At 28.5% G+C, this 23753-nt stretch carries 21 protein-coding genes, 2 tRNA genes and 2 rRNA genes; 4 read left to right on the top strand and 21 right to left on the bottom strand.

What is annotated here, in order from left to right:
* Positions 1–75: 75 nt before the first annotated feature.
* From AC5SML_RS00715 to AC5SML_RS00665, 11 genes are all read right to left on the bottom strand, one after another.
* A complete protein-coding gene (locus AC5SML_RS00715) occupies positions 76–1317 on the bottom strand; it encodes a polysaccharide pyruvyl transferase family protein (protein ID WP_494617640.1) in 1242 nt (413 codons plus the stop codon).
* A 186-nt stretch (positions 1318–1503) separates the two neighbouring features.
* Entirely contained in the window at positions 1504–2646 is a 1143-nt protein-coding gene (locus AC5SML_RS00710; RefSeq protein WP_494617274.1) for a hypothetical protein, read from the bottom strand.
* Complete coding sequence (locus AC5SML_RS00705) at positions 2624–3460, bottom strand: hypothetical protein (RefSeq protein WP_494617273.1); 837 nt, start codon at positions 3458–3460, stop codon at positions 2624–2626. The genes AC5SML_RS00710 and AC5SML_RS00705 overlap by 23 nt, the downstream gene beginning before the upstream one ends.
* Positions 3461–3515: 55 nt before the next feature.
* Positions 3516–4901, bottom strand: a complete 1386-nt coding sequence (locus tag AC5SML_RS00700) for a Coenzyme F420 hydrogenase/dehydrogenase, beta subunit C-terminal domain (protein WP_494617271.1) — start codon at positions 4899–4901, stop codon at positions 3516–3518.
* Between the two features lies 1 nt (position 4902).
* Positions 4903–5745 carry a hypothetical protein gene (locus AC5SML_RS00695; RefSeq protein WP_494617270.1) on the bottom strand — a complete coding sequence of 281 codons (843 nt, stop codon included), beginning with the start codon at positions 5743–5745 and terminating at the stop codon, positions 4903–4905.
* Positions 5738–6946 carry an ABC transporter ATP-binding protein gene (locus AC5SML_RS00690; protein ID WP_494617269.1) on the bottom strand — a complete coding sequence of 403 codons (1209 nt, stop codon included), beginning with the start codon at positions 6944–6946 and terminating at the stop codon, positions 5738–5740. Before AC5SML_RS00690 ends, AC5SML_RS00695 begins: the two co-directional genes overlap by 8 nt.
* A 4-nt stretch (positions 6947–6950) precedes the next feature.
* Positions 6951–7724: a hypothetical protein gene (locus AC5SML_RS00685; protein ID WP_494617267.1), complete on the bottom strand. Its 774-nt coding sequence runs from the start codon at positions 7722–7724 to the stop codon at positions 6951–6953.
* Entirely contained in the window at positions 7724–8320 is a 597-nt protein-coding gene (locus tag AC5SML_RS00680) for a D-sedoheptulose-7-phosphate isomerase (protein ID WP_494617265.1), read from the bottom strand. The genes AC5SML_RS00685 and AC5SML_RS00680 overlap by 1 nt, the downstream gene beginning before the upstream one ends.
* A 10-nt stretch (positions 8321–8330) precedes the next feature.
* Entirely contained in the window at positions 8331–9209 is an 879-nt protein-coding gene (locus AC5SML_RS00675; RefSeq protein WP_494617263.1) for an N-acetylneuraminate synthase family protein, read from the bottom strand.
* On the bottom strand, positions 9187–9708 hold the full coding sequence (locus tag AC5SML_RS00670) for an SDR family oxidoreductase (RefSeq protein WP_494617639.1): 522 nt from the start codon (positions 9706–9708) through the stop codon (positions 9187–9189). The genes AC5SML_RS00675 and AC5SML_RS00670 overlap by 23 nt, the downstream gene beginning before the upstream one ends.
* A 26-nt stretch (positions 9709–9734) precedes the next feature.
* Positions 9735–9977, bottom strand: coding sequence for an SDR family NAD(P)-dependent oxidoreductase (locus AC5SML_RS00665; protein WP_494617261.1), 243 nt, complete (start codon positions 9975–9977; stop codon positions 9735–9737).
* Positions 9978–10026: 49 nt separating this feature from the next.
* On the opposite strand from AC5SML_RS00665, the gene AC5SML_RS00660 reads away from it, so the two are divergent.
* From AC5SML_RS00660 to AC5SML_RS00650, 3 genes are read left to right on the top strand one after another with little or no spacing between them, the layout of a single operon-like run.
* Positions 10027–10767 (top strand): class I SAM-dependent methyltransferase, encoded by a 741-nt coding sequence (locus tag AC5SML_RS00660; RefSeq protein WP_494617259.1) that lies wholly within the window; start codon positions 10027–10029, stop codon positions 10765–10767.
* Positions 10768–10771: 4 nt separating this feature from the next.
* Entirely contained in the window at positions 10772–11428 is a 657-nt protein-coding gene (locus AC5SML_RS00655) for a class I SAM-dependent methyltransferase (protein ID WP_494617258.1), read from the top strand.
* On the top strand, positions 11429–12460 hold the full coding sequence (locus tag AC5SML_RS00650) for a Gfo/Idh/MocA family protein (RefSeq protein WP_494617257.1): 1032 nt from the start codon (positions 11429–11431) through the stop codon (positions 12458–12460). It abuts the gene before it with no gap.
* Here AC5SML_RS00650 and AC5SML_RS00645 read toward each other — a convergent pair.
* The 6 genes from AC5SML_RS00645 to AC5SML_RS00620 form a co-directional block, all read right to left on the bottom strand.
* Positions 12434–13207, bottom strand: coding sequence for a sugar phosphate isomerase/epimerase family protein (locus AC5SML_RS00645; protein ID WP_494617256.1), 774 nt, complete (start codon positions 13205–13207; stop codon positions 12434–12436). The two genes, AC5SML_RS00650 and AC5SML_RS00645, sit on opposite strands and share 27 nt — an antisense overlap.
* Entirely contained in the window at positions 13204–13893 is a 690-nt protein-coding gene (locus tag AC5SML_RS00640; RefSeq protein ID WP_494617255.1) for an acylneuraminate cytidylyltransferase family protein, read from the bottom strand. The genes AC5SML_RS00645 and AC5SML_RS00640 overlap by 4 nt, the downstream gene beginning before the upstream one ends.
* Before the next feature lie 77 nt (positions 13894–13970).
* Positions 13971–16724 (bottom strand): 23S ribosomal RNA (locus AC5SML_RS00635).
* Positions 16725–16873: 149 nt separating this feature from the next.
* A tRNA-Ala gene (locus AC5SML_RS00630) sits at positions 16874–16949 on the bottom strand.
* Positions 16950–16960: 11 nt separating this feature from the next.
* Positions 16961–17037: transfer RNA gene (locus AC5SML_RS00625), tRNA-Ile, on the bottom strand.
* A 97-nt stretch (positions 17038–17134) separates the two neighbouring features.
* A 16S ribosomal RNA gene (locus AC5SML_RS00620) occupies positions 17135–18609 on the bottom strand.
* Together the 16S and 23S rRNA genes with 2 tRNA genes alongside form the textbook arrangement of a ribosomal RNA operon.
* Positions 18610–18939: 330 nt before the next feature.
* On the opposite strand from AC5SML_RS00620, the gene AC5SML_RS00615 reads away from it, so the two are divergent.
* Complete coding sequence (locus AC5SML_RS00615) at positions 18940–20238, top strand: M23 family metallopeptidase (RefSeq protein ID WP_494617253.1); 1299 nt, start codon at positions 18940–18942, stop codon at positions 20236–20238.
* Positions 20239–20240: 2 nt separating this feature from the next.
* Here the strand turns inward: AC5SML_RS00615 and AC5SML_RS00610 are convergent, their stop codons facing one another.
* The 4 genes from AC5SML_RS00610 to ispG are packed head-to-tail and all read right to left on the bottom strand — an operon-like array spanning position 20241 to position 23753.
* Positions 20241–20717: a DUF4167 domain-containing protein gene (locus tag AC5SML_RS00610; protein ID WP_494617251.1), complete on the bottom strand. Its 477-nt coding sequence runs from the start codon at positions 20715–20717 to the stop codon at positions 20241–20243.
* Positions 20718–20729: 12 nt separating this feature from the next.
* Entirely contained in the window at positions 20730–21572 is an 843-nt protein-coding gene (gene prmC, locus AC5SML_RS00605) for a peptide chain release factor N(5)-glutamine methyltransferase (protein ID WP_494617249.1), read from the bottom strand.
* Between the two features lies 1 nt (position 21573).
* Positions 21574–22647: a peptide chain release factor 1 gene (gene prfA, locus AC5SML_RS00600; protein ID WP_271564949.1), complete on the bottom strand. Its 1074-nt coding sequence runs from the start codon at positions 22645–22647 to the stop codon at positions 21574–21576.
* 5 nt (positions 22648–22652) lie between these two features.
* Positions 22653–23753, bottom strand: coding sequence for a flavodoxin-dependent (E)-4-hydroxy-3-methylbut-2-enyl-diphosphate synthase (gene ispG, locus AC5SML_RS00595; RefSeq protein WP_020169062.1), 1101 nt, complete (start codon positions 23751–23753; stop codon positions 22653–22655).

Here is a 23753-nt window from a genome sequence, read left to right as displayed (position 1 = left end):
TCATTTTTATATATTCTAAAATTGTAATTAGAAATTTCTTATATATGTTATTGAAAACAATCTAGACTCAAATTTTTATAAAATTAGCTTATTAAAAAAAACTTCTTGCTCCTTTAATTTCTTATCTAAATTCGTATTTTTTAATTTAAATAATCTTTTAATTACTTTACTTGATTGAAGAAATATATTTATTTTTTTTTGTAAATTTTCTTTTGAAGAATTAAAATCTTTGCTTGTTAAATAAAATTTATTATTATTATAAATTTCTTTTGACAAAGCTTTTGTTTTTGGTGAGTCTGTATCAAATAAAATTAGTGGTTTGCAAAATCTAAAGGATAATAGTGAAAAATGCCATCTTCCAGAAATCATGAATTTACAATTTTTTATCAAAAAAATTAAATCTTCGGGCAAAGTATTGTCCATTCTTATTTCTATAATATTATTTGCATGTGTTAATTCAGAAATATAATTTTGCATAGTTGGATTATTACCATTTAAAAATATAACTTTTATATTTTTTTTTTTTAAAATTTTAAGAAGATTAGTATAAAATTTTCTGTAGTTTAATTTTACATTTGGTCTATTCATATGTGCTGAGTCACTTAAAATTATATAATTATTTTTATGTTTTTCACAAAATTTTTTGTACTTAAAGTGGTTGGAATAATTTACAATTTGCTTATTGTGAAAAATAAAATCCGGAAAAAAAATAGGTTTTAGTTTAAAATCTTTATTATTAATTTTATTTAATGACATTTTGTCTCTAACTATTATTTTATTTAATATCGAGTAATATGAGATAAATTTATCCTCTAATTTTTTTGGTGGAAAAAAACAATGATTTAAAATTATGATATCTTTGTTAGCTTTAATTTTATTAAATTTTTTTAAAAGATATAATAAAAACAAATAATACAATGTACTTTTTTTTATACTTCTGGGGTTTTCATAATTTTCTACAAGTGCTCCTTCTGCATTTATCAATATTAAATCTGCTGATTTAATTTTAATAAGTTCATCGATAAAAATTTTTTTTTGTAAGATCTTCTTATAAACTTTTGAAAACTCATAAAAATTATCAGGTAAGTAACTAATATTTTTCTTAAAATTAAAGGGATATATATTTTTTTTAAAAAAAAAACGCTCAATATATGACAAATTATCAAATCCATACAAGGGCGAGTTCAAGCTAAATGAATAAAATGGTATTGTTTCAATTATATATTTTTTATAATTCTTTAATTTGCGTAAAAAATTAAATAGACCATAAGATGTTAAAACTCCACCATAACTAGGTGATAATGATAAATCACCAATTACAACAATTTTTTTTTTTTAAGAAAATTATTTTTGATTTTGTTATTATAAATCTCATGTAACGTATAATTAAATAATATGTATCTAAAGATTGATAAAAAATTTTTAAACATATGTTTCTTATTTTTCTTACTAACTTAAAAAAAAAATAAAATGTAAAATTAATAATATTAGTCATATAAAATTCTATATATTCTTTTTGGTATATATATTTTCAATATATTCAAATTTTTGATTTTGATTTTGCCAAGCATTTCTTATTAACTTGTTTTTTATTTTAATTAGTACCTCACTATCAAATTTCTCATGTGTTCGCTTTTCGTGAGATAAATCATAAGGAATTTTAGAATTTTCTGCAAACCAACTAAGGCCACCTCCCCTATATTGAAAATATTTTTTACTGCGCATAATTAAATATCCATTATTAAAATAATTAGGATTTATATAATCGCATGAATAAAGTATCTTTTTTTTTAATTTTTTTTTTATATTTTCCAAATTTTTTCTATCAGATAAAATTAAAATCTTTTTTTTTTTATATTTTTTAGAAATATTATAAACTAAATATTTTATTTCATTTAATGAATTATTCCTGGTCACATCAACTTTTGAAGATCTTACGCCAATTGAAATAAATTTCTTAGGTAATTTTTTTTTTAACTTAACATTTTTGAAATTTTTTATTCTAATTAAAAAATTCTTTTTTTTATGTTTTTTTAAAAAAATAAAAAAATAATTATTTATATTATGTATTATTCTATGAATTGGAAAATTTGAAATAATCAATTTTTTATTAAAAATATTTTTTTGATCTAAAATTTTTTGAAATTCTTTTTTTTTATTAATTATATTTATGTTGATACCTAAATCAAAATCTCTTAAAAATTTTATTATATTAACTAATTCTTTCTTTCTTTTTTTTTTATAGAACTTTGGGTTTTTATTTTTTTTAATTTCCAAAGGGTTAATAAACGTTTTTAACTTTTTTCTTTTAAAGTTGTTGTCATAATAAAAAATTAAATTTATAGTTTCTATATCAAAGTTTAATTTCAACAATCTCGTTGAAGAATAAAAGTTCATTATATCAGCATGCGTAAAGGGTAAAATATTTAAATTATAAACAAAATTAATTTCTTTTGGTTTAAAGATTAAAATATAAGTAATTTTTTTAATAAAAAGATAAAAACAAAATAATAATTTTTTATTTTTATAAAATTGACCATAATTAGTTGCAAATTGAGATCCTGGTACAAATAATAATAATGGGTTTAGATTTAATTTTATAAACCTTAAAATTAACTTTATTTTATTTAAATTTGAATTCGGCATAATTAGATTTTACAAACTCACTTGTTTTACTTAAAGAATATAATTTTATTTTATTTTTTTTAAGATGCTGATCCAAAATATGCCAATTCGTAAGGATGTTAGTACCATCTGGTCCTTTTTTTAATGTTGCGTGTAAGTTTTTATCAAATGCTGGTTTATCTACTTCCCAGTTATACATCCCATTTTTTTTTAATTCCTTATCAAAAAACCTTCCGGCTTTATTTAACTCAATGCCCACTAAGTATATTTTTTTTGATAGCTTAAGTAATACAAGAATATTAATTAATGTAGAGAGACTTCCATGACATCCAAATTGATCTTCATCAAATTTTTTTGCTATTTTTAAATTTTTTCTAAAATATTTAAAATAAATCTTATCAAAACCGTATGGTAAAAAATATCTATAAACTTTATTAATTATAAATATTGGAATTTTTTTTTTCATAGTTACAATTTTTTTTATTGTAGCATCAAGTACTTTTGGTCCATTGAAGTCAAAATCTGATTGAAAATGATAATCTGGCCAAAGGCCAACTTTTTCCCAAAACAAAAGATATCCGTTTATTGATATGGTTGGGTATTTACTAATTTCTTTTTTTTGAATATTGTTGAGTTTTAAAATTGAGTTTGCACTTCCTAAAATATATATTTTTTTATATCTAAATTTTTTATGTTTCCTTAGTTTATTATTTTTTTTTATTTTTAAAAAAATATTATTGAAATTTATAAATTTAAATTGAACAAAATTTCTTAAAAAAAAATCAAACAAAATATTTTTTTTATGTATTAAAAAATAATATATAAACTTGATCATTAATATAAATTTTAGATAATTTTTTTTTATAAAATTCATGTCACAATAAGGATTTCTATGGCAAAAAATCTTTTAGAAAATTTTTATTTGAATTTTCTTTTTTAAATAAGTTTATTTTAGTTTTAAAATTATTGTAGTTTTCATTTATTAAACTTCTTGAATATTCAGATAATTTGAACTTATAAATAGTATAATTAAATTCATGAATATCTTCAGATAGTTTTTTTTCTAAATTATTAATTAATTTTAATTTCCTTAAAAACCTTAAAACATAGTACTTAAAAATAATCATATAATTCGCAGACATTCTTTTTTTAGGAACCCATTCTCCAGAAAGTATTTTGATAATCATTCTATTTCTTATTCTTTCTTTTCTATCTACAAAACCACCCCATTGTGATTTTATAAAATCTTGATCACTTATTTTTTTTAAGTTTATTTCATTATTTTTTTTTCCTAAATTAATTATATTTGTAATTTTTGGGCTTCTAGATATAATAACATTATTTCCTCTCCAGTCCTTATCAAATGGTGGGAACCATGCATCCCCAAAAACAACGTCTGCGGTTTCAGCACTAACATCATCACAAACATTGCAGCTATTGGCTTTAAATAAACCATCAGACCAGTTCGAGCCAAATAATTCAGCTGCCAATGATGTTTTTTTTTTATAATTATCGTATTTAATTTGAACTCCATAATTATGTGCATCACCATTGTTAATTTTTTTTCTAAAATCAAAATCATTAAATTTCTTTGATTTAATCATCTGCAGTTTGAGCATTTTTAAATAACCAGGTGTTTTCATATGTCCACATAAAATCCCAAAATAATATTTAATATTGCTAACTCTATTTTGATCTTGATTTTCAAGTCTTCTAAGAGCTTTTATGTAACATGGCACTCCAAAAATAATAAGTTTTTTTAATTTCAGTTTTTGTATTTTTTTAATAACTTCGGAATAACTCGCAGAATAATATCTTGTCTTGGCACCTTCTTTTATACTTTTAAGATTATTAGATATTGTAAAACAAAATTTTTGATTTTTTTTTTTAATATGTATAACCCCATCTATTTCACCTAATTCAAAAAGTTTTTGCGCCAACCATGTAGATAGCCCACCGGAACTGCTATTCATTCTCATTTTTGTTTTTGCTACATGACCCACGTAAATATCATCATAATATCCCGTCAATTTGTTAAAATTTTTTGTATTTGAGTAGTATTTTTTATTTATCTGATTTTCGTCAGGTCCACTACTAGTAAAAGGACATACATAATTTGCTTTGTATTGATTTTTATAACTTAAATTTTCTAAACTTTTTAGTGTAGGAGTTTCTAATTTTTCAGCATTTAATTTTAACTTTGTACCATAAATACTACAAACACCACAGCCAATACATAAATTATTTGAAATTACTTTTTTAATTTCAAAACTCATTTTATTTAGAGAGTTTTTTTAAAAATTTACCAAAAGTATTTTTACTTGTTTTCATTTCTCTTGAGCTAATATATTCAAAAATATTATCCTTTTCAAAAAATTGAATTTGCATTCCAAACCTATCATCAATTATTTCTTTTTCAAATTTACCCACACTGTGAAAACTAAATTCCGTATTAAAAAAAAGAAAAAAATTATTTGGTGAGTAATCTATTTTCTTAACTACTTTAAAATTTCTTTCATTATGATGTTTAAAACCCATACATCTTTGATTTTTTTTTAATGGTACTAGTATATTTGTACCATACTCTTCAAATCCTTTTTTTGATGGAAAAGAGAATAAAGCTGTTAATGTTCTTTGTGGAACATCTGTATGAACACTTAATTCATAACCCTTTTTATGCCTTTGTAAAAAATACTTACTTTCAAAAAAATTATAATTTTCATCATTAAAAAAATGACCATATTTAAATTTAAAGAAAGAGTAAAATTTTGCTTGTATTAATTTTAAAAACCAATCTTGATCACTAAATAATAAATAGTAATCTCTCCAAAATTTATAGAATTCATGTGTATTTTCACCATCTAATTTTTTCAAGTCAAATTGATAACGATTTTCATACTTAGTTTTTTCACTATAATTCAAATATTTCGCTAAACTATTATTCCATTTTTCACCCTCAATTATTTTAAAAGGATTATGTAATAATACTTGCTGATATAGTCTATCTGGCAAAAAATTTTTTATATTAATGAATGGGAAATATTCATTTTCAATTTGTGAATTTAAAATCTTTTCCTCTAGATAATTTCTGACATCTTTACGAGAAAAATAATTAGTCATTTTTTTTAAGCAATCTCCATATAAAATTTTGAAATAAAATTGAGTTTCCTTTTTCTAAATTCTTTTTTTCATTAATATTAATAAATTTAAAATCAAAATCTAAATGACTTAAAATTTGTATACTATCTTTTTTTACAGCAATATGACAAGTATAACTTCCACTTGCCAAACTACAGTTTGATATTTTAAAAATTAATCTATTATTACCTTTGCTTAAAATAATGTTTTCTTTTTTTTTATTTGGGATAGAATTTCTAAAAAGTAATAACCCAGAATAATCTTTAATGTAAAATCTTATATTTTTAATTTCTATTTTAGTTTTTGAAAATATATTTAAATTTATTAAAATATTTTGTTTTTGAATTTTATTTTTATTATCAAGAAAAATCTTGATATCATCAAATTGATTAATTTTTTTTAATGGTTTTTTAATTTTTTCTAATACTTTTTTTTTATTATAAGAATTTTCATAAAATTTAATTCCATCAATACTTTTGTTAAAAAATTTTCCAACGCCGTTCGTTAATACAATGCAATTGTCAGCATAATCATTTATTATATGAGAATTATGGCTAACAATAACCATAGCAATTTTTTTTTTTATTTCTGAGATATGTCTTCTAACCTTTTTAGTAAAATTAAAATCTCCTACAGAAAAAACCTCATCAACTAATAATATATCTGGATCTGAAAAAATCGCTATGGAAAATGCTAATCTCATTTTCATACCAGTACTATAGTTTCTAATTATCTGACTGAAATAATGTTTTGGTATTTCTGAAAAGTTTAAAATTTTTTGAATTTTCTCATCAATTTGATTTTTATCATAATTTAATAAATTTAAATTATATCTGATATTTTCAATAATATTTAACATTGGGAATAAACTAAATCCAAGATTTATTAAGGGAACTACATTTCCGCTTGTATAAATATAGCCCTTATTGCATTTAATATTTCCCAAAATAAGTTTTAAAATTGTTGATTTACCAGATCCATTCTCTCCTATGATACCTAGAGTTTCTCCTCTTTTAACTTGAAATGAAATATTTTTTATACACTCAAACTGACCTTTTCTTAAAGTCATATTTGAAAAAAAAGGATTATAATAATCTAAAAAAGAATCTAGTTGTGATTTTCTAAAATTTTTATAATAAAATTTTGATACATTACTAAATTTGATTAAATTTTCTGTTTCCATTTTCTTAATTTGAGCCCCTGTCGATTAGAATTGAAATTTTTTTTACTAAAATTTTATAAAAAAGAAAACTCAGCGAGGTAAAAACAATTAAAAAAATAAATAAATTTATATAACTTGAAAATTCAATCATTTCTTTATTAATTGATGATCTTAAAATAACCAAAAGATATGCAATTGGATTATAAGTATGAAAAATTTCAAAAATTTTATTTGTGGATGAGTAAATTACAGCAGAGGAAGATATAAATAAAAAAGAAATTAATGGTGACAAAATTTTTCCTGAGTCTTGAAATAAAAAAAATAAAGGAAAAAATAATAAATAAAATAAAATTCCTAAGGGAATTAAAGTAATAAATATTATAAAAATATTGAATATTAAAGCAAAGAAATTAAAATTTGGTAAAAAAATAGAAAGAATTATTAAAAATACTAAAAATCTAAGAATAAAGTTTAATAAAACTTCATAAAACGAACAAATAAAAATTGTTTTAAAATCTATTCTTAATTTGCCAAATATATTTTTTAACATAGAAAAATTATTGTTATTTATTTTTACGGTATCAGAAAAAATTGACCATATTGTTAATCCAGAAAATACATATATGAAATAATCTTGATTATTGGTATTTTGATTTATTAAGTTAAAAAAATTTGATGCTATTAGAATTATTGAAAAAGATAATGGATTTATTATTGTCCAAAAATAACCTAACAAAGAATCTCTATGTTTTAGAACTAAATTAATTTTAAAAATATTAAAAGATTTAATAAAAAGCATTATTTTTTAAATTTATTATTATTTAATAATTTTTTCTCAACAGCTTCTAAAATAAAATGACCTAAAAAAATATGACATTCCTGTATTCTTGCAGTGTTATTTGAATTTACAACTAGCTTACTATCACAATATTTTTTTGCCTTACCACCTTTGTTACCTAAAAATCCTACTGAATAAATCTTTCTTTTATTAGCCTCTTTCAAAACTTTTAAGATATTTTTTGAATTTCCCGATGTAGAAATACAAACTAACACATCCTTTTTAGATCCCAATGCCTGTAAATTTCTCTGAAAAAGTTCATCAAAATTATAGTCATTTCCACAGGCTGTTATTGTGGAAACATCTTGGACTAAAGACAATGCGGCTATCGGTTTTCTATTAACACCTGGTTTTAATCTAACTAGAAATTCTGCAGCTAAATGTTGTGCATCTGCAGCGGATCCACCATTTCCACAAAATAATATTTTTCCACCTTGAGATATGCATATTTTTAATTTGTTTATTATTTTTTCTATTTCATTAATTGACTGTAATAAACTAAAATGAGTTGATATATTCTCATTTAAATCAGTTTCAAATTTTTTTTTTATAAGCATAAATATTAAATTATATTTTGATGTGTGCTCTTAGTTTTTTTGCAATTTGAACCTCTGCATCAATAATCTTTCCAAGAGAAGGTTCTCCAATTGCTTTCATATATTTTTGAATGGAATCTGTTAGCTGCATCATTCCTTTAAACTCCAATGATGCAACTTGATCCGATCCATACATTGTTCTATCTAAAGTAATATGTCTTTCTAGAGATGAAATATTAAATTGTAGAGCTGCAAGCGAAACAACAATACCATTTTCATGACCACTATAACCAACATTGCATTTATATTTTTCTCTTAAAGAATTAATTGTTATCAAATTTGCATCCTCCACTTTCATAGGATATGTTGATACACAATGCATTAATTCAAAACTACAATTATTTTTTTTGAATATGTCAACAGCATTATCAATATCTTCAATTGTAGACATTCCAGTTGATATAAATGTATGTTTGCCTCTCTTAGCAGCCTCCAGCAAAAAAATTTTGTCAATAATCATAGCAGATGCAATTTTATTAAACTTTAAATTATATTTATCCAAAAAAAATAGGCTTGGAATATCCCATGCAGATGCAAACCACTCTATATCTTGAATCTTACAAAATTCATTAATTTCATCATAATCATTCTCAGAAAATTCGAGCCCATATTTCTGGTCACTAGTAGTTTTTCCCCAAGGACTTTCTCTAGCAGAATCTAAAATGTCTTTGGAATAAACTAATTCAATAGTTCTTTTTTGAAACTTTACAGCATCAAATTTTGCCTTTTTAGCATTAATGATTAACTCTTTTGCTATTTGAATATCACCATTATGGTTTATTCCTATTTCTGCTATTAAAAAAGGGCTTTTATGCACAGAAAAAATTTTACCATATGCTTCTTCCACCATCAACGATTATATTTTGTCCAGTCATATAACTAGATGCATCAGAGCACAAATACATTATTGTTCCAATATATTCTTCTTTATTTGCCATTCTGTTCAAAGGAATTAATTTTTTAATTTTTTTTTGAAAAGAATAAGATTGATTGTTTAAAACTGATCCAGGCGAAAGAGCATTTACTCTTATGTTATTATTACACCAATATGTCGCCAAATACTTTGTTAATCCAATTATGCCATGTTTAATAACAGAGTATGATACAGGCTTTTTGTAAATAAATTTTTTATTTTTGTATAAGTTTTGATTTGGAGCAATTATAGATAAATCAGAAGCTATATTCAAAATTATTCCTTTTACTTTTGCTTTTACAATTTCACTACCTATAATTTTACTACACAACATTGCTCCAGTTAATCCAACTTCAATTTCTTTGTTCCAGTTTTTTAAATTAAAATTTTCAAAAAAGTTTTTTTCTTTATTTTTTTTTGAAACTTTAGCGTCTATTGCAGCATTATTTATTAATATATTAATTATAAATTTTTTTTTTTCATATATTTAATTAAATTAAGTAAAGATTTTTCTGAAGTTACGTCTAATTTTTTGGATAATATTATTTGTTTATTATTTTTTTTTTTAATGTTTTTTAATTTTGTATTTAATAATTCTTTATCAATATCAGTCATCAATACATTATGACCCAAATTAACTAATGCTTGAGAATGATATTCACCTAACAATCCAGCAGCACCTGTAACTAAAGAAAATTGTTTCATAAGTTATTTATTAGTATAAAATAAACTTATTACAATATAATTTAAACTTATGATTAATAAGAATCTTGAAAAAGATAAACAGGGTAACACATATTTATCAGAAATCTATTCTGAAATTAGAAGACCAGTAACTCCTTACCCACTTCATCTTGCCAAAGAAATTTTAAAAAGAAATAAATTGGAAAAAAAATTAAATTTACTTGAAGTTGGTTGTGGGAGAGGTGATTTACTAAAAGCATTTAATAACCTTGGCCATATTGTAGAAGGTGCAGACTTATCAAGTGAAAGTCAAAAAATATTAAAACCGATAAAAGTTCATCATCAAAACTTAGAATATGAAAAGATAATCAATAGAGAAGAATATTATGATATCATTGTATCAAAATCTTTAATTGAACATCTTAGATCTCCTCTAAAATTTGTAAAAAATTGTAAAGACTTATTAAAAAAAAAAGACGGAGTTTTTGTATTAATGACACCTTCATGGTATCATCATAAATTTGGCCCCTTTTATTTAGACTTCACACATGTAACACCATTCACTCTGCAATCTCTTAGAGATCTTGGATTGTTAGCAGGTTTTAAAGATGTAAAAGTAAATTATTTTTATCAATTACCATTTACTTGGAAAAATAAAAAACTTGAAATTGTCCCAAAATTAATTTCTTTCTTAAAATTACCTTACATGCCAATGTATGAACAGCTCACTTACATAAAGTTTCCCGAAAAAATAAACACTTTAATAAGATTTTCACGGGAAGTGATGTTATATGCTGAGATGAGAAAATAGAACAATGAATAATAAAGACATATTTAAAGCTTATAATCTTTTAATAGAGTCTGACAATACTGACCGAATAGAAAAAATATTAATTCGGTACGAACTTTATAAAAAAACCATTAATGTAGCAGGTGACATTTTTGAATGTGGAGTATTTAAAGGTACAAGCTTAATTTTTTGGTTAAAACTACTAAATATTTTCGAGCCAACTTCACTAAAAAAAGTTATTGGTTTCGATACTTTTGGTGACTTTCCAAATTCGACACTAAAATTTGAAAAAAAATCAGTTAGAAAATTTCATAAAGAATCAAAGTTTACAAAAAAAAATATTTACTTTGATGTTAAAAAAAAAATCAAAGAAGCAAAACTTGGTAATAGATCTCAACTAATTAAAGGCGATATAATTAAAACTTCTAAAAATTATGTCAAAAATCATAAAGGTTTTAGAATTTCTTTATTACACATTGATCTAGATACATACAATGGAACCAAACATGCTTTAGAAAATTTTTTTCCTCTAGTTTCTAAGGGAGGAATTGTAGTTTTTGATGAGTATGGAAGTAGAGGTTGGGGGGAAAGTGATGCGGTTGATGAATATTTTCAAGAAAAGAAATATAAAATCATTAAAACTGAGTTTGGAAAAAAACCTACAGCATATATTGTTAAATAAATGAAAAATATTTTGATAGTTGGGTTGGGCTCAATTGGTCAAAGACACTATAGAAATTTAAAAAAAATAGATAAAAAATTAAACTTTTTTGCAATAAGAAAAAAATTTAGATCTCCAAAATTAGATAAAAGGAATCAAGTAATAGACTCGAAATTAAATTGTAAAGATTTAAAAATTAGTTTGATAAATCAAAATCAAATTCATCAAAAAAATATTGACTTGGCATTTATTACAAACCCAACAAGCTTACATGTAGAAACAGCAAACTACTTAGTAAAAAAAAATTGTAATATCTTTATTGAAAAACCACTCTCCAACTCAATGAAGGGTGTAGCTGTTTTAAACAAGATGATAATAAAAAGAAAAATAAATTGTGAAATTGGTTTTCAGACTAGATATGATCCACTTTTGAGTGAATTAAAAAAAATTATTAATTCAAAAAAATTTGGAAAAATTGTAAATGTAAATATAAATCACAATTCATATTTGCCATATCATCATAAATACGAAAACTATAAAATAAGTTATGCTGCAAAAAAAGAACTTGGTGGTGGTGTTTTGTTGTGTTTTTCTCATGAAATGGATTATGCTTTCTTTCTTTTTGGTAAACCAAAAAAAATATTCCCAAATTTTATTAACAACGGTTCTGCCTTAAAAATTAATGTTGAAACAGCAGTAGGATTTAGCTTGGAGTTTAATAAAAATGTTAACGTAAATTTTTCCCTTGATTTTTTAAGAAAAAAACAAGAAAGAGTTTGTGAAATTCAATTTGAAAGAGCGAACATAACTTGGGATTTGGATAAAAAAAAAATATTTAAAGATGGTTTAGTTCATAAAAAAACTCCTAATCTTACACGAGATAATTTATTTGAAATAATGTTAAGTAAAGTTATACATAATTTTAGAAAACAAAAAAATTCAAAAAATACTTTTGAAAATGCTATGAATAACTTAATTCTTATATTGAAAATAAAAGAGTCACTAAAGAAAAAAAAAATTATTAATTTAAATAAACTTTTTAATAAATCTTAAATTATAATAAGCTTCAACTATTGAATTTTTTTCCCTAAATGTTTCTAAAGTAACATTGGTAATTTCTTTATTCTTTCTAATTAATTTAAAAATTTTTTTAAAATTAATTAAGCCTGTTCCAAGAGAGACGTTTTTTCCTTTTTTGTCTCTATCTTTAATGTGAATATGATCTACATGATGTTTAATTTGATGATAATACTTTATAAGATCATAACCTGAATTAAATATATTTCCTGTATCAAATGTAAAGCCTAATTTTTTTGTATTAATTTTTCTGAATAATTCATTTATTCTTTTTGGATCAGGGTTTGCTTCAATGGATATTGTTGTAAAACTATCTGTGCTCTTTATGATTTTTTTTAAAAACAACGCTAAAAATTCTAAATTATTGAAATACTTATTTGCTATTGGGATTATTAATTTTTTCTTTTTAAACTTTTTATCAAGTTTATTAAATATATTTTCATAATATTTAAAAATGTTTTCTGAAAATAAATTTGCTTTTATTGAATAGTTGTCACACAAAATTATTTCATCATTTTTACTTAATTGAAAATTATTTTTTTTTATAAAATTTAAATTTTTAATATTCAAAAACTTATTATTAAAAGAACTGTCTATTAAAAATCCTTCAATATATGAATAACCAATAAATTTTGAAACGATATATTCTTTCTTCCAATCTTTTGGAAAATTTTGAAGTTTCTTAGAATCTGTTAATCTGCCTTGAACAATTCCTATATTCATTTTAACAAATCTTTTTTTTCATCAATATCTAAAATTTCTTTTGTAATAAATGGATAAATTTTTCCAAAAAGTTTTTTTTTTGAATTAAGAAAATAAGATGGTTTTAAAATATCTATATATCCATTCGGAAGATAACTTTGAAAAAAGCTTTGCCTTGGATAACTGTGATATTCAAATTTATATTTATCATCAAAATATCCCATCAGGGTTTTTTTTTTTATATAAAACATTTTTTGTGGTGGTTGGTTAAATCTTGATACAGATCTCATTGAGTCATATCTATTAAAATTTTTCATAAATTTTTTTATCCCTAAATCAACGATCTTGTAATCTCTCATTGGAGTTGTTGGTCTTAACAAAACAAAAAAAAATGAGTTCTGATCATATCTTTTAATAAAATACCTTGCGGCATGTCTCATAAAATCAATATCTAGAGATTTATCTGAACTATACTTTTTTGGTCTCAAATAAGGTACTTTAGCACCATATTTAATAGCAATTTTTTTATATTTTTTGGAGTCTGTTGATACAATAACTTCATCTATCAACTTAGATTTTAAAGCTACCCTGATACTGTAATATAATAATGGCCTACCTTTAAATGGAATTATATTTTTACCTTTAATACTTTTTGATCCTTTTCTAGCAGGAATAATGGCAATTATTTTTTTTTCAATTTTTTTCAAATTACTTAAGTTTAACTAAATAAATATAAAAGTTTTATAATTTTTTTTGCAATATCTTAAAAATTTTTTTCAGTGCATAAATCAAGCCAATTGAGCTATTAGTACTGGTCAGCTACACGCATTACTGCGCTTCCACATCCAGCCTATCAACGTGGTGGTCTACCACGGCTCTATAGGAAGAACTAGTTTTGAGGTGAGTTTCCCGCTTAGATGCTTTCAGCAGTTATCTCTTCCATACTTAGCTACCCTGCACTGCGGCTGGCGCCACAACAGGTCCACCAGTGGTATGTTCAACCCGGTCCTCTCGTACTAGGGTCAACTCCTCTCAATTCTTCTACACGCATAGCAGATAGGGACCGAACTGTCTCACGACGTTCTGAACCCAGCTCACGTACCACTTTAATTGGCGAACAGCCAAACCCTTGGGACCTGCTCCAGCCCCAGGATGTGATGAGCCGACATCGAGGTGCCAAACACTGCCGTCGATATGAGCTCTTGGGCAGTATCAGCCTGTTATCCCCGGCGTACCTTTTATCCGTTGAGCGATGCCCCTTCCACTCAGAAGCACCGGATCACTATGACCGACTTTCGTCTCTGCTCGACTTGTCAGTCTCACAGTCAGGCAGGCTTATGCCATTGCACTCTACGAACGATTTCTGACCGTTCTGAGCCTACCTTCGCACGCCTCCGTTACTATTTGGGAGGCGACCGCCCCAGTCAAACTACCCACCATACAATGTCTCGCTGCCGGATGACGGCTAGCGGTTAGATGTCAAGAAAAACAAAAGAGGTATTTCACTGGTGACTCCACAAAAGCTGACGCCTTTGCTTCAAAGTCTCCCTCCTATGCTAAATATGTTTTTCCTAACACCAATGTAAAGTTGCAGTAAAGGTGCACGGGGTCTTTCCGTCTAACTACGCGAACTCCGCATCTTCACGGAGAATTCAATTTCACTGAGTTGATGTTGGAGACAGCGGAGAAATCGTTACGCCATTCATGCAGGTCGGAACTTACCCGACAAGGAATTTCGCTACCTTAGGACCGTTATAGTTACGGCCGCCGTTTACTGGGGCTTCAGAAGTTAGCTTGCACCAACCGCATTAACCTTCCAGCACCGGGCAGGCGTCAGACCCTATACATCCACTTACGTGTTAGCAGAGCCCTGTGTTTTTGATAAACAGTCGCTTCTCCCTGGCTTGTGCCACCCTTCCATAGTTGCCTACAAAAGGGTCTTCCTTATCCCGAAGTTACGGAAGCATTTTGCCGAGTTCCTTCAACATCATTCTCTCAAGCGCCTAAATATACTCTATTAATCTACCTGTGTCGGTTTCGGGTACGGTCTTCATGATGGAGCTATTTCTTGGGACCTCTTCGCGGCAAGTTCAATCCATTAAGAACTCACAACTTACGAAATCCGTCACTACCATCAGGTCAAGGAATATTAACCTTGTTTCCATCGACTACGGCTTTCGCCCTCGCCTTAGGTGCCGACTAACTCTACGCGGATTAACCTTGCATAGAAACCCTTAGATTTTCGGCGACGAAGTTTTTCACTTCGTTTATCGTTACTTATGTCAGCATTCGCACTTCTGATACCTCCAGGATCCCTCACGGGTATCCCTTCGCAGGCTTACAGAACGTTCCGCTACCCCTTACAAAGTTCGAAAACTTTGCAAAGCCACAGATTCGGTACATGATTTTAGCCCCGTTACATCTTCGGCGCAGAAACTCTATTAGACCGGTGAGCTGTTACGCTATCTTTAAAGGATGGCTGCTTCTAAGCCAACCTCCCGGCTGTTAAGGAATTTCCACATCCTTTCACACTTAATCATGATTTTGGGACCTTATCTGGTGGTCTGGGCTCTTTCCCTCTCGACCATGGACCTTAGCACCCACAGTCTGTCTGCCGAAGAACAATGTCTAGCATTCGGAGTTTTATTAGGTTTGGTAAGAATCTCTTCCCCCTAGCCCATTTAGTGCTCTACCTCTAAACATCTATTTATTCGACGCACTACCTAAATAGTTTTCGCGGAAAACCAGCTATCTACGAATTTGGTTGGCCTTTCACCCCTTACCACAAGTCATCCAAAGACTTTTCAACGTCAACTGGTTCGGTCCTCCGGTTGGTGTTACCCAACTTTCAACCTGCTCATGGTAAGCTCATTCGTTTTCGGGTCTAATTCATTAAACTAATCGCCCTATTAAGACTTGCTTTCGCTGCGCCTACACCTAGATGGCTTAAGCTTGCTTAATAAATTAAGTCACTGACCCATTATACAAAAGGTACGCCCTCACCCTAAAAAGGGCTCGGACTGATTGTAGGCATGCAGTTTCAGGTTCTATTTCACTCCCCTAATAGGGGTTCTTTTCACCTTTCCCTCACGGTACTAGTTCACTATCGGTCACTGAAGAGTATTTAGGCTTAGAGGGTGGTCCCCCTATATTCGAGCAGGATTTCTCGTGTCCCGCTTTACTCAAGAATTTTGTTAGACATTACTCATACGGGACTATCACCCTCTATGGTTAGCATTTCCAAACTATTCAAATTTTTCTAACAAAACTACTGGCCTACTCCGCGTTCGCTCGCCACTACTAACGGAATCTCAATTGATTTCTTTTCCTCTGGTTACTTAGATGTTTCAGTTCTCCAGGTTGTCTCTTTAAACCTATGTATTCAGTTTAAAGTACCACATAAAGTGGTGGGTTTCCCCATTCGGAAATTTTCGGATCAAAGCTTACATACAGCTCCCCGAAACTTATCGCAGTATATCACGTCCTTCATCGGCTTTCAGTGCCAAGGCATCCACTACACGCCCTTAAACGCTTGATTTATGCACAGAAAAAAATTCTTTTAACAGAAAATTTATCTATGTTGTGATCAAATTTTTATTTTGAACATTAAATAATAACTTTTAATGTTCGGATATAGATATTGATATAAATTATTTTTATTTACAGTTTTAATAACTAAATGTTTCCTGGTGGAGGATACAGGGATCGAACCTGCTACCTCCTGAATGCAAATCAGGCGCTCTCCCAGATGAGCTAATCCCCCATTTAGGTTTTTGGTGGGCCGAGAAAGACTCGAACTTTCGACCCCACCCTTATCAAGGGTGTGCTCTAACCAACTGAGCTACCGGCCCTACAAGAAGGAAACATTACTTTAAGAAGAGAAATGAGGACGGTCAACATTACCGTGTATATTATTTAGAGTGAAATTTTACTTTCACTCATCCTTAGAAAGGAGGTAATCCAGCCGCAGGTTCCCCTACGGCTACCTTGTTACGACTTCACCCCAGTCGCTGACTATACCGTGGTCAAGGGTTTAAAACCTTGCCTTAAGGTAGAACCAACTCCCATGGTGTGACGGGCGGTGTGTACAAGACCCGGGAACGCATTCACCGTGGCACGCTGATCCACGATTACTAGTAATTCCAGCTTCATGCACTCGAGTTGCAGAGTGCAATCCGAACTGAGGCATCTTTTCGGGATTTGCTTAACGTTGCCGTTTTGCTTCCTGTTGTAGATGCCATTGTAGCACGTGTGTAGCCCAACACGTAAGGGCCATGAGGACTTGACGTCATCCCCACCTTCCTCCAGCTTATCACTGGCAGTTCTTTCAGAGTGCCCAACTTAATGATGGCAACTAAAAGTGAGGGTTGCGCTCGTTGCGGGACTTAACCCAACATCTCACGACACGAGCTGACGACAGCCATGCAGCACCTGTGTTTCGTCCGGCCGAACCGAAAACTCTAATCTCTTAGAGTCGCGACGAACATGTCAAGTGTTGGTAAGGTTCTGCGCGTATCTTCGAATTAAACCACATGCTCCACTACTTGTGCGGGTCCCCGTCAATTCATTTGAGTTTTAACCTTGCGGTCGTACTCCCCAGGCGGTGTGTTTATCGGTTTCCCTGCGACACTGAAAATAAATTTCCAACGTCTAACACACATCGTTTACGGCATGGACTACGAGGGTATCTAATCCTCTTCGCTACCCATGCTTTCGTTCCTCAGTGTCAGTAATGATCCAGAAAGCTGCCTTCGCAATTGGTATTCTTTCTAATATCTACGAATTTCACCTCTACACTAGAAATTCTGCTTTCCTCTATCATACTCTAGCTGAAAAGTTTTGATGGCAGTTCCAGAGTTAAGCTCTGGGATTTCACCACCAACTTTTTCAACCACCTACGAACTCTTTAAGCCCAGTAATTCCGAACTACGCTAGGTCCCTTCGTATTACCGCGGCTGCTGGCACGAAGTTAGCCGGACCTTCTTATTCGGGTACAGTCATTTTCTTCCCCGACGAAAGAGCTTTACAACCCAAAGGCCTTCTTCACTCACGCGGCATCGCTGCATCAGAGTTTCCTCCATTGTGCAAGATTCCCCACTGCTGCCTCCCGTAGGAGTTTGGGCCGTGTCTCAGTCCCAATGTGGCTGATCATCCTCTCAAATCAGCTATTGATCATAGTCTTGGTAGGCCATTACCCTACCAACAAACTAATCAAGTGCGGGCTCATCCAATGGTGCATAAAGCTTTCTCCGTAAAGACTTATCCGGTATTAGCACAAGTTTCCTCGTGTTATTCCAGGCCAAAGGGTAGATACCCACATGTTACTCACCCGTCTGCCACTAAGTATTGCTACTTCGTTCGACTTGCATGTGTTAGGCGTGCCGCCAGCGTACGTTCTGAGCCATGATCAAACTCTCAAGTTAAAAAACGGCGCACACTAGCTTCATATATAAATTGTAAGAATACAATCCATACGATTTTGAAGTGTGTACGACAAATTTTGGTAACCTTAACCGTCCACACTTCTCTTCTTAAATTTTTACTTTTTAAATAGCTAATTGAGTCTAAAACGCCCAATAATCCTCACTAATCTATTGAGTAAACAATAATTTTACTGAGAAAGTGTGCTGCTTATAAGCTAAAATAAAAGTAAATCAAGCATTTAGCATTTAAATAAATGCTCAAATATATCAATAAATACTAGGTTTTTTTTGATTTTTAGTCATTACTAAATTAATAATTCAAAGTTCAAGATGATATTTAGTTCAAATAAAATAATAAAAATAATAAAAAAAAACATTGAGATTGCTTTTCTTTTCTTGCTGTTGTTAATTACGATTTCAAGCACCAGTATTTATAACGAAAAAAAATTATTAATAGATGAAAACTACAAAAATTTAATAAATAATATTTATTTCCAAAAAAGTATTAACCAAATTTTTGACAATCTAGTTCCAAGATATAAAAATATTGATCACAAAATTTCTAATGGTGAAACCTTTGATAAAATTTTGAATAATTATTCAATACCAAATGAAGAAATTAATCAGATCAAAAAAAAATTAAATTCGGATTATAATATAAATAATCTTCAGCCAAATCTTGAAATAAAAATTACTATTGACCAATCAAATAATAAAAAAATTACTTCTTTTTTATTTCCAGTTTCTAGAACAGAAAAAATTCAATTAACAAGAAATCTAGATAATAACCTTTTTGAAAAAAAAACAATTATTACAAATTTAAATAAAAAAATTGTTTTTAAGGAAGGGAAAATTACACAAAGTTTATATAAAACAGCTATTAATTTGAAAGTTCAGCCAAATTTGATTATTGAGTTTGCAAGAATTTATGGATTCCAAGTTGATTTTCAAAGAGATATTAGAAAAAATGATAATTTTCAAATCATGTATGAAGTGTTTGAAGATGATGATGGTAAAATATTTGAAACAGGTAATATAATTTTTGCAGATCTAAGGCTAAGTGGAAAAAATAATGCATTATATTATTTTGAAAAAAAAGGAAGTGAAGGACACTATGATGAAAATGGTAAGAGTGTTGAAAAAGCATTGATGAAAACTCCTATTAATGGTGCAAGACTTTCTTCTGCTTTTGGCATGAGAAAACATCCTATAGATGGTTTTAATAAAATGCATAGAGGAACTGACTTTGCAGCCCCAATGGGCACTCCTATTATGGCATCTGGAAGTGGACTGATAACTAGAGCAAGATGGTGTGGTGGTGGTGGGAATTGTATTAAAATAAAACATAATTCAACTTATGAAACTATTTATGCTCATATGAAAAATTTTGCTAGAGGAATAAAAGAGGGAATAAGAGTAAAACAGGGTCAGATAATTGGTTATGTCGGGTCGACTGGAAAATCTACAGGTCCACATCTACACTATGAGGTAGTTGTAAATGGAAAAAAAGTTAACTCTCAAAAATTAAAGTTGCCTTCTGGCAAAACTCTTAAAGGAAAAGAAAGAGAAATATTTGAGGTAGAAAAAATTAAATTAGATGTTTTAAAATCAGAATTAATTATTGGATAAAATTAACTAGCAGCGACTTTCTTTTCAACCACTTTTTTATCTACACTTTTTACAACTTTTTTAACTTCAGGTTCAGTTACTTCTTTTTTAACCGTTTCAGCTTCAGTTTTAATAGTTTCTTCAACCTTTTTGTCTGAACCCGCTGGCTTAATAATTGCAGTTGCAGATGAATTTACTCTAGCCATTCTAAGGCTTTCTTGCTCGTTTTGGACTCTTGTAAAGTGATCCGCATGTTGAAAATAATTTTCAGATAAAATTTTATCTTCATTAGCTAAAGCCTCTCTCGCTAAATCATTGTATTTTTCAATAAGTTTAACGGCATTATGATTATTTCTACCTGGAACTTTTCTTTGAAAATTATCATTATTAGAAAATTTTGACCCTTCATTATTGCTTCTAAATGGAGGTCTTCTATTATTATTGCTTCTAAATGGAGGTCTTCTATTGTTATTACTGTTATTACTTCTAAATGTTACCATAATATTTTCAATTTAAATTTTAGTGCTGATTATACAGCGATCATTGTTGCCATAATCTTTTATGGCTTTGTTAACGTAAAAACCTTCTTCTTTTAATATTTTTATAACTTTATTTTTTTGATTAAAACCAATCTCTAAAATAAATTTACCATTTTTCTTAATCAGATTATTTGTCTTATTGATTACTTTTCTGATTTTTGAAAAACCATCAAACCCACCACTTAAAGCTAACTTTGGCTCAAAATTAACTACATCTTTTTCCAAATATTTTAAACTTAACTGTTCAATATATGGAGGGTTCGAAACAATGACATCATATTTGCCATTATTAAAATTGTCAACACTTGAGTGAAAAAACTTTACTCGATTAGTTAAGTTTAGTTGTTTTGCGTTAAATTTGCTTACATTTATACTTTTTTTAGAAATATCTATTCCAGTTCCATAAAAATTAGATCTCTCTTTTAATATAGATAAAAGAATGCATCCAGATCCAGTTCCAATATCAAGAATTTGTAGTTGATCATCTTTTGAATAAATTTTTAAAACCTGTTCTATTATTAGTTCACTATCAGGTCTTGGAATTAGCACATCTTTATTGACAAAAAATTCATCTTTCCAAAACTCTTTTTTATTTATTAAATAAGCAATTGGTTCACCTTTTTTTCTTCTATCAATTAAATTTTTAAATTTTCCTAATTGCTCTGAGTTCAAAACTTCTTTAGGATTTAAAATAATATGCTTTTTATCTCTTTTAATCGAGTTGGATAATAATATCTCACTATCAAGTTGAGGATTAGCTATCTTATTTTTTTGCAGGATTTTGATCCCTTCATTCAGAATGTTTTCTATATTCATTTTAATTAAGATTGCTCAATTTTTCTTCTTGTGCTTGCAGCGTTAAGCTTTCTACCATTTCATCAAAGGCTTCACCTTCTAAAAAAGCTTCAAGTTTGTGTAAGGTTAGATTAATACGATGGTCTGTTACTCTTCCTTGTGGAAAATTATATGTTCTAATTCTTTCAGAGCGGTCTCCAGTTCCTATTTTGCTTTTTCTATCCTCTGATCTTTCCCCTTCTATTCTTGATCTTTCTAATTCATAAAGTCTTGATCTTAAAATTAACATCCCTTTTGCTTTATTTTTGTGTTGTGATTTTTGATCTTGTTGAGATACAGATAATCCTGTTGGAATATGAGTAATCCTCACAGCACTATCAGTTGTATTAACAGATTGTCCACCTGGACCACCAGCTCTAAACACATCAATTCTTAAGTCTGAATCATTTATTTTTATATCAACCTCTTCTGCTTCTGGTAGTACGGCCACAGTTGCTGCAGAAGTGTGAACTCTCCCTTGAGTTTCTGTATCTGGAACTCTTTGAACGCGATGAACTCCACTTTCATACTTTAATGTTGAATAAATATTTTTCCCCCTAATTGATGCAATAACTTCTTTCAGCCCCCCCGCCTCACTCTGAGACATACTTATTAATTCTAATTCCCATTTTTTTTGATGACTAACTTTTTCATACATCTTAAAGAGATCCGCAGCAAATAAACTTGCCTCCAATCCTCCTGTGCCTGCTCTAATTTCTATAATTGCATTTTTTTTATCTGCTTCATCTTTTGGTAATAAAAATAGTTTTAATTTTTTTTCTATAGTTTCGTTTTCTAATTTTAAATCTTTTAATTCTACTTCAGCCATTTCTTTAAACTCATTATCACTACTAGAATCGCTTAATATTTTTTCTAGATCTTTTTTTTCTCCCTCATAAGAAAAATATTTTCTAGCATCATCAATTACCTCGTTTAAATCCGAGTATTCTTTTGATTTTTCAGCAAAAAGTTTTTTATCCACTTCACCTGATGATAATTCTTTCTCTAAAACAGAATGCTTAGATATTAAATCTTCAATAGTTTTTAGAGGTATCATTGTATTTATAATTTTTTATCAAGTTCAGCAGCTTTTTTTTCAACTTCACTTACAACTCTTGATATTATATCTTCTGATAAAACTTTTTCACTTTGAATGCCAGATAAATAAAGCATATTATTACCCTTACCGCCTCCAGTAATTCCTATATCTGTCATCGCTGCTTCTCCAGGTCCATTAACTACACAGCCAATAATCGATAATGTTAAAGGGGTTTTGATGTGAGAAAGTTTATCTTCTAATATTTTTACCGTATCAATTACTTGGAATGCTTGTCTTGCACATGATGGACAAGATATAATTTTTACACCTCTATTTCTTAAATTAAGTGACTTTAATATTTCATTACCAATTTTAATTTCTTTAACAGGATCATCAGACAAAGAAATTCTTATAGTATCACCTATTCCATCCATTAAAAGTGAGCCAAGACCTATTGATGACTTAACACTACCCGATACAAAACCTCCAGCTTCTGTGATCCCTAGGTGTAATGGATAATCTGTAACTTTTGATAGTTGACGATACGCTGCAATAGATAAAAATATATCTGAAGATTTTACACTTATCTTAAAATTAAAAAAATCTTGATCTTCTAAAATCTTAATATTCCTTTGTGCGCTTTCAACTAAAGCTTCTGGGCATGGCTCTTTATATTTTTCTAAAATATCTTTTTCAAGAGAGCCAGCGTTAACACCTATTCTAATAGAACAATCATTATTTTTAGCAGCACTAAGTACATCGTGTATTTTTAATTTATCACCAATATTTCCTGGATTAATTCTTAAACATTTTGCTCCATTTTCAGCTGCCTCTATTGCTCTTTTATAATGAAAATGAATATCAGCAATTATTGGAACAGATACATGTTTTGTAATTTCTTTAAGAGCTAATGAAGACTCTTCATCTGGGCAAGAAACTCTAACCAAATCTGCACCCTCTTCATGAATATCATTAATTTGTTTTATTGTGGCCTGAATATCGGTTGTTAAGGTATTGGTCATTGATTGAACAGAAATAGGATTGTCACCACCTATTTTTACATCACCAACATTTATTACTTTTGTTTTTTTTCTATGAATGTCTCTAAATGGTCTTAAGCTCAT

It is taken from the genome of Candidatus Pelagibacter sp. PS_17 (assembly GCF_059417945.1).
This window is presented reverse-complemented; position numbering and strand designations above follow the sequence as displayed.